The organism is Bradyrhizobium sp. (genome assembly GCF_017881085.1).
Taxonomy (GTDB): Bacteria; Pseudomonadota; Alphaproteobacteria; order Rhizobiales; family Xanthobacteraceae; genus Bradyrhizobium.
The window spans coordinates 1-13204 of sequence record NZ_JADGRI010000020.1; the positions used below are offsets into that span (position 1 = coordinate 1).

Sequence of the window (13204 nt, forward strand, 5' to 3'; positions counted from 1 at the left end):
CCAGACCATGCCGACAATGCGGGTGCCGGTTTCGTAGGCGATCTGGCCGCGCTCGCGATAGGGGGCGGGGATCGCGGCGCAGCCGGGCAGGGACATTCCCAGCGCTTCCGCCAGCGAATTCATGGTGGAAGCGGTTCCCATGGTGTTGCAGTGGCCGACCGACGGCGCCGAGGAGGCCACGATATTCATGAACTCCTCGTAGTCGATCTCGCCCGCGGCGAGCTGCTCGCGCGCTTTCCAGACCACGGTTCCCGATCCCGAGCGCTGGCCATTGTGCCAGCCGTTCAGCATCGGACCGCCCGACAGCACGATCGCCGGCAGATTGACCGTCGCCGCGGCCATCAGGCAGGCTGGGGTGGTCTTGTCGCAACCGGTGGTCAGGACCACGCCGTCCAGCGGATAGCCGAACAGGATTTCAACGAGGCCGAGATAAGCGAGGTTGCGATCGAGCGCCGCGGTCGGGCGCTTGCCGGTCTCCTGGATCGGGTGCATCGGAAATTCCATCGCGATGCCGCCGGCGGCGCGGATTCCTTCCCGGACCCGATGCGCCAGTTCCAGATGATGGCGGTTGCACGGCGAAAGATCATTGCCGGTCTGCGCGATGCCGATGATCGGCTTGCCGGCTTGCAGTTCATGGCGGGTCAGGCCGTAATTGAGGTAGCGCTCGAGATAGAGCGCGGTCATCCCGGGGTTATGGGGATTGTTGAACCACTCGCTGGAACGGAGTTTGCGCCTGGTGACGCCGGTAAGCGGCTTGTTCATTGTTGTTTCCTCCGCGAGTAGCATTCTTGGAACGAAGCCTAGCGCGCGGCGGCGGCTTTCACCACGTTCAGAAATGCACCTTCTGCTTGGCCGCGCCGGTTCCGGTCATTGTTCTAGAGATTTAGTATTAGCCTCGCCCAAAAGGTAGCGCTACCATTTTTTTGCTACAATCATTTGATCGGGGCGCGATCCGCGCGGCGGCATCAAAGGCTCCGCGCCGATGAACTTTGGCGGACCATGAGTTCGAAACCGAGATCGACGACAGGATTCGGTGGGCGGTTACCGTCGATCGCGGCCGTCACCATGGAGACGGCGAGCCTGCCCATTTCGTAGCGGTTGGTTCGTACGCTGGTCAGCGAGGGCACGGCCGCGGCCATGAATTCCAGGTCGTTGAAGCCGGCAATCGCCATGTCTTCGGGAACCGATATATGCCGGCGCTGGCATTCGAAGAGAACGCCGAGCGCGAGGTCGTCGTTGACGCAGATCACCGCTTCGACGTCCGGCGTCCGCGAGAGCAGGTCGGCGAACAGCGTCCCGCCCAGCGTCACGGTGGTTGGCACGGGCGTGGTCACGATGGTGCGCGGGTCGAACAGCGACGCGGCCTTCATTGCATCGCGGTAGCCCTGCAGACGCCGCTGCACGCGGGGATCCATTTGCGCGCCGAGAAATCCGATGCGCCGGAAGCCTTGCGCAAGGAGGTGAGAAACCGCTGCAAATGCCGCATCATAGTGCGAAAACCCAACCATCATGTCGACCGGGTCGGGTCCGATTTCCATGATCTGGGCGATCGGGCAATGCATCGTTTCCATGACGGAGCGCGATTCCGCGGTCTGGTCGATGCCGGTCACGATCAACCCCGCCGGCTTCTGTGCCTGAAACAGGCGCAGCAGCTTTTCCTCCTGCAGGATGCTGTAGCGGGTATTGGCGAGCTGGATACTGTAGCGGCTTCCTTCCGACGCGTCGTAGATGCCGCGCAGCACGTCCGAGAACACGTTGTTGGTCAGGGACGGGATCAGGACGCCGATCACCTCGGTGCGCTGCGAAGCGAGTGCGCGCGCCGCCAGGTTCGGCACGTAACCGAGTTCCTTCGCCGCGCTCGCCACCCGTTCCCGTTTGCTCGGGGAGAGCGCTTGCGGATTCCTGAAAAACCGCGATGCGGTGATTGGGCTCACCCCCGCGAGCTTGGCAACCTCGGTGAGCCGGATTTCGCCAGACCTCGCTCTTTTGCGTTCCATGACGCGCTCATATCACAACAATTCCGGCAGTTGAACAAAGATTGACAGCGCTACCACCGGATTGCTAATGATCTTTGAATTGCGGACAATGCTCGGCGAAGATCGACTTCCGCATCGAAACAAAAAACAGAGCAGCGACGGCTTTCGCCGTACGAGGCCGGGAAACGTGGAGGGGAATTAGATGTCGTCTGTGCAGATTCGCGACGTGCGAAAATCGTTTGGCGGCTTTGAAGTGCTGCACGGCGTGTCGATCCCGATCGAGGACGGCGCCTTCGTCGTTCTGGTCGGCCCTTCCGGCTGCGGCAAGTCGACCCTGTTGCGGATGCTCGCCGGGCTCGAAAACATCACCTCCGGGACGATCTCGATCGGCGACCGCGTCGTCAACAATGTGCAGCCCAAAGAGCGCGACATCGCGATGGTGTTCCAGAACTATGCGCTCTATCCGCATATGACGGTCGCCGACAACATGGGATTTTCGCTGAAGCTGCGCGGCGCCAGCGCCGACGAAATCGGCAAGGGCGTCAGGCGCGCCGCGGAAATTCTCGCATTGACGCCGCTGCTCGATCGCTATCCCCGGCAATTGTCGGGCGGCCAGCGCCAGCGTGTGGCGATGGGACGCGCCATCGTGCGCGATCCCCAGGTGTTCCTGTTCGACGAACCGCTGTCGAACCTCGACGCCAAGCTGCGCGTTGCGATGCGCACCGAAATCAAGGAACTGCATCAGCGGCTCAAGACCACGACCGTCTACGTCACCCACGACCAGATCGAGGCCATGACCATGGCCGACAAGATCGTGGTGATGCATGACGGCATCGTGGAGCAGATGGGGTCGCCGCTCGAACTCTACGACAAGCCGGACAACCAGTTCGTCGCGGGTTTTATCGGCTCGCCGGCGATGAACTTCCTCAGCGGCAAGCTCATCGCGAACGGCAGTCTGGGATTTGTGGGGCCGAACGGCATCAAGCTGCCATTGGCGACGGCGCCCGCCAATTCCGATGGCAGGCCAGCGGTCTACGGCATTCGTCCTGAACATTTCACCATCGCGGACGACGGCGCCGAGGCCGAGATCGTGGTGGTCGAGCCGACCGGCTCGGAAACCCAGGTCATCGCCAAACTGGGCGGCGAACAGGTCATCGCCGTGTTTCGCGAGCGTCATCAGTTCAATCCGGGCGACAAGGTCCGGCTGAAACCCGATCCGGCGCTGGTGCATCTGTTCGACGAGACGACGGGGAAACGACTGAACGCCTGAACACAAATCAAAAACGACCAAAGGGAGGATGAACTATGCAGGACTTTACTCGCCGCACGCTTCTGCAGGGCGGCACCGCGCTGGCGGCGGCTGGCGCGCTTACCGGGCCGGCTTTGTTCGACTTTGCCAAGGCCTGGGCGCAGACCGCACCGTGGAAGGCCGAGCCCGGCGCCAAGCTGACCGTGATGCGCTGGAAGCGCTTCGTGCCGGCCGAGGACGACGCGTTCAACGCCATGGTCGCCGCATTCAAGGCCGCCACCGGAACCGAGATGAACGTGTTCAGCGAGTCCTTTGAGGACGTGCAGCCCAAGGCTTCGGTCGCGGCGAACACCGGCTCGGGCCTCGATCTGGCCTGGGGCCTGCACACGCTGCCGCAGTTGTTTCCGACCAAAGTGCTGAAGATGAACGACGTCGCCGATTACCTCGGCAAGAAGTACGGCGGATGGACCGATGCCGCCGCCAAGACCTGCAAGCAGGGCAATGACTGGCTCGGTATTCCCGTCGCGACCATCGGCGGCTATCTGACCTATCGCAAATCGGCCGTGCAGAAGGCGGGCTTCAAGACCATCCCGTCGGACTTCCCGGCCTATCTCGAACTGTGCAAGGCGTTGAAGGCGAACAACACGCCCGCGGGCTTCGCGCTCGGCCATGCGACCGGCGACGCCAATGCCTGGGTGCACAACATCCTCTGGGGCCATAACGCCTGGACCGTCGACAAGGACGACAAGGTCAGCATCAATTCGCCGGAAACGATCAAGGCGCTGGAATACGCCAAGGCGCTGTCGGACACCTTCATTCCCGGCGTCGCCTCCTGGAACGACTCCTCCAACAACAAGGCGTTCCTGTCGGGCGAGTTGTATCTGACCTCGAACGGCATCTCGATCTACGTCGCGGCCAAGGATGATCCGGCCAAGAAGGATCTGGCCGAGGATATCGACCACGCGCTGTGGCCGGTCGGCCCGATCGGCAAGCCGACCGAACTGCAGCTCGCGGTCCCGATCCTGGCGTTCAACTTCACCAAATACCCGAACGCCGCGAAGGCCTTCATCGCCTTCATGCTGGAGAAGGAAAATTTCGAGAAGTGGCTGTCGGGCGCGCGGGGCTATCTCACCCACACGCTCAACGCCTATGACGCGGCGCCGGTGTGGACGGCCGACCCGAAGAACGCGGTGTTCGGCCAGGCCAGCAAGCGGGCGCTGCCGGCTTCCGGCATCGGCACGCCCGGCGAGAAGGCGGCGACTGCGATCGCCGACTTCATCGTCGTCGACATGTTCGCCAATTATTGCACCGGCGCCAAGGATGCCAAGACCTCGGTCGCCGAGGCCGAGCGGCAATTGAAGCGGATCTATCGCTAAGCACAATCGGGCGGACTGCGGCCCAGGCTGCGGTCCGCCCAATTGACGACATGTCGCGATATTCTACTGCGTGCACCGGTAGAGACGGCATCGCTACACCGGAGGGATTTCGTCAATGGCTGACATCGCACTGCAACCCCGCACCGCCAAGGCGCAGATCCGCGAGGCCACCGCGTGGGACCAGCTCAGGACCAACCGGAACTGGCTGGGCTTCTGGTTCATGCTGCCGGCGATGGGGTTTTTGATCTTTTTCCTGGCCTATCCGCTGGGGCTCGGGATCTGGATATCCTTCACCGACGCGCGCATCGGCCGGCCGGGCGTGTTCATCGGCACCGAAAATTACGAATGGCTGTGGGGCGATTCGATCTTCTGGCTCTCGGTGTTCAACACGCTGTTGTACACCTCGGTCGCGAGCGCCATCAAATTCGCGGTCGGTCTTTATCTCGCGCTGCTGCTGAACGAGAACATGCCGTTCAAGGCGATGCTGCGGGCGATGGTGCTGATCCCCTTCATCGTGCCGACGGTGCTGTCGGCGCTGGCGTTCTGGTGGATCTTCGATTCGCAATTCTCGATCATCTCGTGGTCGCTCAAGCATCTCGGCCTGATCACGCACAACATCAACTTCCTCGGCGACACCACCTGGGCGCGGATCTGCGTGATCTTCGCCAACATCTGGCGCGGCGTTCCCTTCGTCGCGATCACGCTGCTGGCGGGCCTGCAGACCGTGCAACCCTCGCTCTACGAGGCCGCGACGCTCGACGGCGCCAGCAAATGGGAGATGTTCCGCTATATCACCTATCCGCTGCTCACCCCGATCATCGCGGTCGTGATGACGTTCTCGGTGCTGTTCACCTTCACCGACTTCCAGCTGATCTGGGCGATGACCCGCGGCGGTCCGGTCAATGCCACGCATCTGATGGCGACCCTGTCGTATCAGCGCGCCATCATCGCCGGACAGCTCGGCGAGGGCGCCGCGATCTCGAGCGCGATGATCCCGTTCCTCTTGGCCGCGATCATGGTTTCCTGGTTCGGGCTGCAGCGGCGCAAGTGGCAGCAGGGAGAGAACAATGACTGAGCCACGGCGCTGCGCTGTTTTGTTTGCGCGAACGGGGCAAGCCCCGCGCGCGCTGCCGTAAGTGGCAGCAGGGAGAGAACCATGACTGATCTTCCGACCTTGCCAGTCGACGTCAAAGCCGTGTTGTCGGGTTCGTCGCCGACGGTGGCGATGGACGATCACAGCGAGGGCATGAGCTATCTGCAGTCGGTGCCGCGCCGTCTCGTGACGTTATATCTGCCCCTGTCGATCATCGTGATCGTGCTGTTGTTTCCGTTCTACTGGATGGGCCTGACCGCGATCAAGCCGGACGATCAGCTGCTCGATCTCGACAAATTCAACCCGTTCTGGACCTGGAATCCGACCTTCAAGCACATCCACAAGCTGCTGTTCGAAAGCTATTATCCGCACTGGCTGTGGAACACGATGTACGTGGCGATCTGCGCGACCGTGCTGTCGATCTTCGCCAGCGTGCTGGCGGCCTACGCGATCGTTCGGCTGCGCTATCGCGGCGCGCATTGGGTCGGCGGCCTGATCTTCCTGTCCTATCTGGTGCCGCCGTCGATCCTGTTCATCCCGCTCGCCACCGTCGTGTTCCAGTACGGCCTGTTCGACTCGCCGATGGCGCTGATCCTGACCTATCCGACCATCCTGATCCCGTTCTCGACCTGGCTGCTGATGGGCTATTTCAAGACCATCCCGTTCGAACTGGAGGAATGCGCGCTGATCGACGGCGCGAGCCGCTGGCAGATCCTGGTCAAGATCGTGCTGCCGCTGGCGATCCCGGGCCTGATCTCGGCCTTTATCTTCTGCTTCACGCTGTGCTGGAACGAGTTCATCTACGCGCTGACCTTCCTGCAATCGACCCAGAACAAGACGGTGCCGGTCGCGATCGTCAACGAGTTCGTCGACGGCGACATCTACCGCTGGGGATCGCTGATGGCCGGCGCGTTGTGCGGCTCGCTGCCGCTGGTGATCCTCTATGCGTTCTTCGTCGAGCACTATGTGTCGGCGATGACCGGAGCCGTGAAAGAGTGAGCGCGCGGCCCCTTTGGGCCGATCCTTTGACCCATTTTCTTGACGCGAACCGGTTCCAACTTCGCGCGAAAACGCTATAGAACAAAAACAACAAGGAGTTGGGTCTTGCACATTCTGGTACTGGGCGCGGCCGGCATGGTCGGCCGCAAATTGTCGGAGCGGCTTTTGGCCGACGGGCGTCTCGGCAAGAACGATATCACGCGCCTGACGCTGCAGGACGTGATCGCCCCGGCGCAGCCGGCCAAATCAGGGTTTCCGGTCGATACCGTGACCTGCGATTTCGCGGTGGCGGGCGCCGCTGAAAAGCTTGTGGCCGACCGTCCCGACGTGATTTTCCATCTGGCGGCGATCGTGTCGGGCGAGGCCGAGCTCGATTTCGACAAGGGTTATCGCATTAACCTCGACGGCACGCGGATGCTGCTCGATGCGATCCGGCTTGTCGGAAACGGCTACAAGCCCCGCATTGTCTTTACGTCCTCGATCGCGGTGTTCGGCGCACCGTTCCCGGACAAGATCGGCGACGAGTTCTTCAATACCCCGCTGTTGAGCTACGGCACCCAGAAAGCGATCGACGAGCTTTTGCTCGCCGATTACACCCGGCGCGGCTTCATGGACGGCATCGGCATCCGCCTGCCGACGATCTGCATCCGCCCCGGCCTTCCCAACAAGGCAGCCTCCGGCTTCTTTTCCAACATCCTGCGCGAGCCGCTGGCCGGCAAGGACGTGGTGCTGCCGGTTTCCGAGGACGTGCGCCACTGGCATGCCACGCCGCGCTCCGCGGTCGGCTTCCTGCTGCATGCCGCGACGCTGGATTCTGCGGTGGTCGGACCGCGCCGCAACCTCACCATGCCCGGCCTGTCCGCGACCGTCGGCGAGCAGATCGCCGCGCTCAAGCGGGTGGCGGGAGACAAGGTCGCAAGCAGGATCAAACGCGAGCCGGATCCCTTCATTGCGGGCATTGTCGGCGGCTGGCCACGCGATTTCGAGCCGAAACGGGCGCTCCAGCTCGGCTTCACCACCGTCGAAAAGACCTTTGACGACATCATCCGGATTCACATCGAGGACGAACTTGGTGGTAAGTTCGTCGCCTGATCTAATTGCCGAAATCTGAGGGAGACTTGCCATGACAGCCAGCATCGTCGGATGGGCGCACACGCCATTCGGCAAATTCGATACCGAGACGGTGGAAAGCCTCGTCGTCAAGGTCGCCAACGAGGCGATCGCTGATGCCGGCATTTCCGCAGGCGATGTCGACGAGATCGTGCTCGGGCATTTCAACGCCGGCTTCTCGCCGCAGGATTTCACGGCTTCGCTGGTGCTGCAGGCCGATCCGGCCTTGCGCTTCAAGCCGGCGACACGGGTCGAGAATGCCTGCGCGACGGGTTCCGCGGCCGTGCATCAGGGTATCCGCGCCATCGCGGCCGGTGCCGCGAAGATCGTGCTGGTGGTCGGCGTCGAGCAGATGACGCGGACGCCGCCGGCCGAGATCGGCAAGAATTTGCTCAAGGCGTCGTATCTGCCGGAGGACGGCGACACCCCCGGCGGTTTCGCCGGCGTGTTCGGCAAGATCGCGCAGGCCTATTTCCAGAAATATGGCGACCAGTCCGATGCGCTGGCGATGATCGCCGCCAAGAACCACAAGAACGGCGTCGCCAATCCCTATGCGCAGATGCGCAAGGATTTTGGTTATGAATTCTGCCGCTCGGAGAGCGAGAAGAACCCGTTCGTGGCGGGGCCACTGAAGCGTACCGATTGCTCGCTGGTTTCGGACGGTGCGGCAGCGTTGGTCCTGACCGACGCCGAGACCGCAAAAACCATGGGCAAGGCCGTCAATATCCGCGCCACCGCCCATGCCCAGGATTTCCTGCCGATGTCGAAGCGCGACATTTTGCAGTTCGAAGGCTGCACCGTGGCCTGGCAGCGTGCGCTGCAATCGGCTGGCGTGCAGCTTTCCGATCTGTCCTTTGTCGAAACCCACGACTGCTTCACCGTCGCCGAACTGATCGAGTACGAAGCGATGGGCCTGACGCCGCGTGGGCAGGGCGCTCGCGCCATCAAGGAAGGCTGGACCCAGAAAGATGGCAAGCTGCCGATCAATCCCTCCGGCGGCCTGAAGGCCAAGGGACATCCGATCGGCGCCACCGGCGTCTCCATGCACGTGATGACCGCGATGCAGCTGTTGGGTCAGGCGCCCGAGGGCATGCAGATCAAGGACGCAAAACTCGCGGGCATCTTCAACATGGGCGGGGCGGCGGTCGCGAATTACGTTTCGCTGCTGGAGCCGACGAAATAGCCTCGACGTCGTCCCGGGTGAAGGTCGGGACGACGTCGAGGCGCATACCCCCATACACCTGGCGCCCTTGATCTTGGCTTCGTGCTGCCGTTACTAGGTCCGATAAAACGGCGCGAACCAGCGCGCCCGATATCGCCGGGAGCGAAACTTGGCCATGGGACCACTTCAGGGCATCAAGGTCATCGACATGACGACCGTGCTGATGGGGCCCTATGCCACCCAGATGCTCGGCGATTACGGCGCGGATGTCATCAAGATCGAGTCGCTCGAGGGCGACGTCACCCGCCTGATCGGCCCGACCCGGCATCCCGGCATGGGTCCGGTTTTCCTCAACACCAACCGCAGCAAGCGCTCGATCTGCCTCGATCTGAAAAAGCCGGCGGGCCGCGAGGCGGTGCTGCGGCTGATCGCCTCCGCCGACGTGCTGGTCTACAACGTGCGGCCGCAGGCGATGGCGCGGCTGCAGCTTGGCTACGACGTCGTCTCGAAGGTCAATCCACGCCTGATCTATGCCGGTGTGTTCGGCTTCGGCCAGGATGGCCCCTATGCCGCAAAGCCCGCCTATGACGATCTGATCCAGGGCGCCACCGCGTTGCCGGCGCTGATGGCGCAGACCGGCGACGGCGTGCCGCGCTATGTCCCGAATGCGCTGGTCGACCGCATCGTAGGTCTCACGGCGGTGGGCGCAATCTGCGCCAGCCTCGTACATCGCGACCGCACCGGGCGCGGCCAGCGCGTGGATATTCCGATGTTCGAGACCATGGCCGGCTTTGTCATGGGCGACCACATGGGCGGCCTGACTTACGAGCCGCCGCTCGACAAGGGCGGTTACGCGCGGCACCTGTCGCGCGACCGGCGGCCGTACAAGACCTCGGACGGCTACATCTGCGTGATCGTCTACAACGACAAGCAGTGGGAGAACTTCTTCGAGGCCACCGGCCGCGACGACCTGCGCGGCGATCCCCGATTTGCGACCTTCGCCGGTCGCTCCGTCAATATCGACATGGTCTATGCGGAACTCGCCCGCATCTTCGAGACGCGGACCACCGCCGAATGGACCGAACTGCTCGACAAGGCCGACGTCCCCGTGATGCCGATGCACGATCTCGAGAGCATGCTCAGGGATCCGCATCTGGTCGCGACCGATTTCTTTCCGGTGGTCGATCATCCCACTGAAGGTCCGATCCGCAACATGAAGGTGTCCGCCACCTGGTCGGAGACATCGGTGGAGCCGACGCGGCTGGCGCCGCGCCTCAATGAGCACGGCGCGGAAATTCTGCGCGAGGCGGGTTATTCCGCCGACGAGATCGCAACGCTGGTGCGCGACGGCGTCACCCGGGCGCCGCCCGACAGCAAGAGGGATTGAGACGCATGGATTTTGCCCTGTCAGCCAACCAGGAATCGATCCGCGACGCGATCGGAAAAATCTGTTCGCGCTTTGACGACGCCTATTGGCTGAAGAAGGACAGGGAGGGCGGTTATCCCGCCGACTTCCACCGCGCGCTGGCGGACGCCGGCTGGCTCGGCATCTGCATTCCCGAGGAATTCGGAGGCTCCGGTCTGGGCATTACCGACGCCGCGATCATGATGCGGACCATCGCGGAATCCGGCGCCGGCATGTCCGGCGCCTCGGCCGTGCATATGAACGTGTTCGGGCTCAATCCCGTCGTCGTGTTCGGCACCAAGGAACAGTGCCGGCGCATGCTGCCGCCGATCATTTCCGGCGCGGACAAATCCTGCTTCGCCGTCACCGAGCCGAATACCGGGCTCAACACCACGCAGCTGAAAACCCGCGCGGTTCGCCAGGGTGACAAATACATCGTCAACGGCCAGAAGGTCTGGATTTCCACCGCCCAGGTCGCCAACAAGATCCTGCTATTGGCGCGCACCACGCCACTGGAACAGGTGAGGACCCCGACCCAGGGCCTCAGTCTGTTCTACACCGACTTCGACAAGAAGCGCGTCGCGGTGCATGAAATCGAGAAGATGGGCCGCAAGCCCGTCGACTCCAACGAACTGTTCTTCGAGAACTTTGAAATTCCGGTGGAGGATCGTCTCGGCGAGGAGGGCCGCGGCTTCGAATACATCCTGCACGGCATGAATCCGGAGCGCATTTTGATCGCGGCCGAAGCGGTCGGGCTCGGCAAGATCGCGCTGTCGCGCGCTTCAGCCTATGCGAAAAGCCGCATCGTGTTCAACCGGCCGATCGGCATGAACCAGGGCATCCAGCATCCGCTGGCGAAAAACTGGATGGAGCTGGAAGCTGCCTGGCTGATGGTGCTGTCCGCGGGGTGGCAATACGACCAGGGCCTGCCGTGCGGGCCCGCCGCCAATGCCGCAAAATATCTCGCCGCCGAAGCCGGCTTCCACGCCTGCGAGCAGGCGGTCATGACCCATGGCGGTTTCGGCTACGCCAAGGAATATCACGTCGAGCGCTATTTGCGGGAATCGCTGATCCCGCGCATCGCCCCGATCAGCCCGCAGCTCATTCTCAGTTTTATCGCCGAGAAAGTGCTGGGCCTGCCGAAGTCGTACTGACATGAGTTTTATCACCGGCGTTGGCCTCACCTCTTACGGCAAGCATGAAGGCTCGTCCTCGCTCGACCTCATGAGCAAGGCCGCGGAGCTGGCGATCGCCGACGCAGGGCTGAAGCGCGCCGACATCGACGGTGTACTCTGCGGTTATTCCACCGTCTCGCCGCACATCATGCTGGCGACGGTATTCGCAGAACATTTCGGCATCCGCCCGGCTTATGCCCACGCGGTGCAGGTCGGCGGCGCCACCGGCCTCGCGATGACCATGCTGGCGCATCATCTGGTCGAGGCGGGTGTCGCCAGGCATGTGCTGGTCGTGGCCGGCGAGAACCGTCTGACCGGGCAGAGCCGCGACGCCTCGATCCTGGCGCTGGCGCAGGTCGGGCATGTCACATATGAAGTTCCGCTGGGGCCGACGATCCCGGCCTATTATGGCCTGGTCGCCTCGCGCTACATGCACGAATATGGCGTCACGCAGGAAGATCTCGCCGAATTCGCGGTATTGATGCGCGCCCACGCGTGCATGCATCCCGGCGCGCAGTTTCACGACCCGATCACGGTCGCCGACGTGATGGCCTCGAAGCCGGTGGCGCTGCCGCTGAAGCTTCTGGATTGCTGTCCGGTGTCGGACGGCGGCGCGGCGTTCGTGGTCAGCCGCGAGCGGACCGGCGAGACCGGCGTGCGCGTGCGCGGCTGCGCGCAGGCGCATACCCACCAGCATGTCACGGCGGCACCGCGCTTGAGCCAGCTTGGCGCCGAGATCGCCATTGCGCGCGCGAAAGAATCCGCCGGCGTCGCGCTCTCCGACGTGCGCTACGCCGCGATCTATGACAGTTTTACCATCACGCTGGCGATGCTGCTGGAAGACCTCGGCCTTGCCGGGCGCGGCGAGGCGGCGGCGCGGGTGCGATCCGGCTATTTCGGCCGTGACGGCGCAATGCCGCTCAACACCCATGGCGGATTGTTGAGCTACGGCCATTGCGGGGTCGGCGGCGCCATGGCGCATCTGGTCGAAACCCATCTGCAGATGACGGGACGCGCGCAAAATCGCCAGGTGCGCGACGCCTCGATGGCGCTGCTGCACGGCGACGGCGGCGTATTGTCGTCGCATGTCAGCATGTTTCTGGAGCGGGTGCGATGAGCGGAAGCGGGCGGCTTGGGGACTGGACCACCGGCACGGAAGCGATCGTCTATCAAGCCTGCGGATCGTGCGGGAATTTGCAGTATTTCCGCCGCAGCTTCTGCGCCGCCTGCGGCGCGCCGGACCCGGTCGAGAAGCGCGCCAGCGGCGAAGGCACGGTCTACGCGACCTCGCTGGTCTGCCGCGCCGCCACGCCGGAAACCCGCGCGCATATTCCCTACAACATTGTCCTGATCGATGCGTCGGAGGGCTTCCGCATGATGGCCCATGGCGACAACGATCTTGCCATTGACGATCGCGTCACCGCGCGGTTCGCGCCGTTCGCCGGCCGCCTCGTTCCATACTTTGCAAAAGCGCAGTCGTGAGTGGCACCAGCGCCGCGCTCAATCCGCGGTTCACGGCAATCGCCGGGGTGGGGTGATACTCAAACCTGCCCTTCACCCCACCCCGTCTCGGATCGCATGATGCGTGATGCTTCGCGACCCGAGAACAACCGCCGCTCGTCTCGTCTCACCCGGGCGGGAGGACGAACGGTCTTTATC

Annotated in this window: 12 protein-coding genes; 10 read left to right on the forward strand and 2 right to left on the reverse strand. The window is 63.2% G+C overall.

Going from position 1 to position 13204, the window contains the following annotated elements:
- Both QZ213_RS03550 and QZ213_RS03555 read right to left on the reverse strand, forming a co-directional pair.
- Positions 1-762 (reverse strand): dihydroxy-acid dehydratase (locus QZ213_RS03550; RefSeq protein ID WP_291684671.1); only part of this gene is annotated, 762 nt, incomplete at its 3' end.
- A gap of 203 nt (positions 763-965) precedes the next feature.
- Entirely contained in the window at positions 966-1997 is a 1032-nt protein-coding gene (locus QZ213_RS03555; protein WP_291684672.1) for a LacI family DNA-binding transcriptional regulator, read from the reverse strand.
- A 181-nt stretch (positions 1998-2178) separates the two neighbouring features.
- On the opposite strand from QZ213_RS03555, the gene ugpC reads away from it, so the two are divergent.
- From ugpC to QZ213_RS03605, 10 genes are all read left to right on the forward strand, one after another.
- Positions 2179-3246, forward strand: a complete 1068-nt coding sequence (ugpC, locus tag QZ213_RS03560; RefSeq protein WP_291684673.1) for a sn-glycerol-3-phosphate ABC transporter ATP-binding protein UgpC — start codon at positions 2179-2181, stop codon at positions 3244-3246.
- Positions 3247-3281: 35 nt separating this feature from the next.
- Complete coding sequence (locus QZ213_RS03565) at positions 3282-4601, forward strand: ABC transporter substrate-binding protein (RefSeq protein ID WP_291684674.1); 1320 nt, start codon at positions 3282-3284, stop codon at positions 4599-4601.
- A gap of 115 nt (positions 4602-4716) precedes the next feature.
- Positions 4717-5676, forward strand: a complete 960-nt coding sequence (locus tag QZ213_RS03570; protein ID WP_291684675.1) for a sugar ABC transporter permease — start codon at positions 4717-4719, stop codon at positions 5674-5676.
- 81 nt (positions 5677-5757) lie between these two features.
- Positions 5758-6693 carry a carbohydrate ABC transporter permease gene (locus tag QZ213_RS03575; protein WP_291684676.1) on the forward strand — a complete coding sequence of 312 codons (936 nt, stop codon included), beginning with the start codon at positions 5758-5760 and terminating at the stop codon, positions 6691-6693.
- A 105-nt stretch (positions 6694-6798) separates the two neighbouring features.
- Positions 6799-7785, forward strand: coding sequence for a D-erythronate dehydrogenase (gene denD, locus QZ213_RS03580; RefSeq protein WP_291684677.1), 987 nt, complete (start codon positions 6799-6801; stop codon positions 7783-7785).
- A gap of 31 nt (positions 7786-7816) precedes the next feature.
- Positions 7817-8986 carry an acetyl-CoA acetyltransferase gene (locus tag QZ213_RS03585; RefSeq protein WP_291684678.1) on the forward strand — a complete coding sequence of 390 codons (1170 nt, stop codon included), beginning with the start codon at positions 7817-7819 and terminating at the stop codon, positions 8984-8986.
- A 154-nt stretch (positions 8987-9140) separates the two neighbouring features.
- Positions 9141-10352 (forward strand): CoA transferase, encoded by a 1212-nt coding sequence (locus QZ213_RS03590; protein ID WP_291684679.1) that lies wholly within the window; start codon positions 9141-9143, stop codon positions 10350-10352.
- A gap of 5 nt (positions 10353-10357) precedes the next feature.
- Positions 10358-11524, forward strand: a complete 1167-nt coding sequence (locus tag QZ213_RS03595) for an acyl-CoA dehydrogenase family protein (protein WP_291684680.1) — start codon at positions 10358-10360, stop codon at positions 11522-11524.
- A gap of 1 nt (position 11525) precedes the next feature.
- Positions 11526-12662, forward strand: a complete 1137-nt coding sequence (locus QZ213_RS03600) for a thiolase family protein (protein ID WP_291684681.1) — start codon at positions 11526-11528, stop codon at positions 12660-12662.
- Positions 12659-13027 (forward strand): OB-fold domain-containing protein, encoded by a 369-nt coding sequence (locus QZ213_RS03605; RefSeq protein ID WP_291684682.1) that lies wholly within the window; start codon positions 12659-12661, stop codon positions 13025-13027. The genes QZ213_RS03600 and QZ213_RS03605 overlap by 4 nt, the downstream gene beginning before the upstream one ends.
- Positions 13028-13204: the final 177 nt, after the last annotated feature.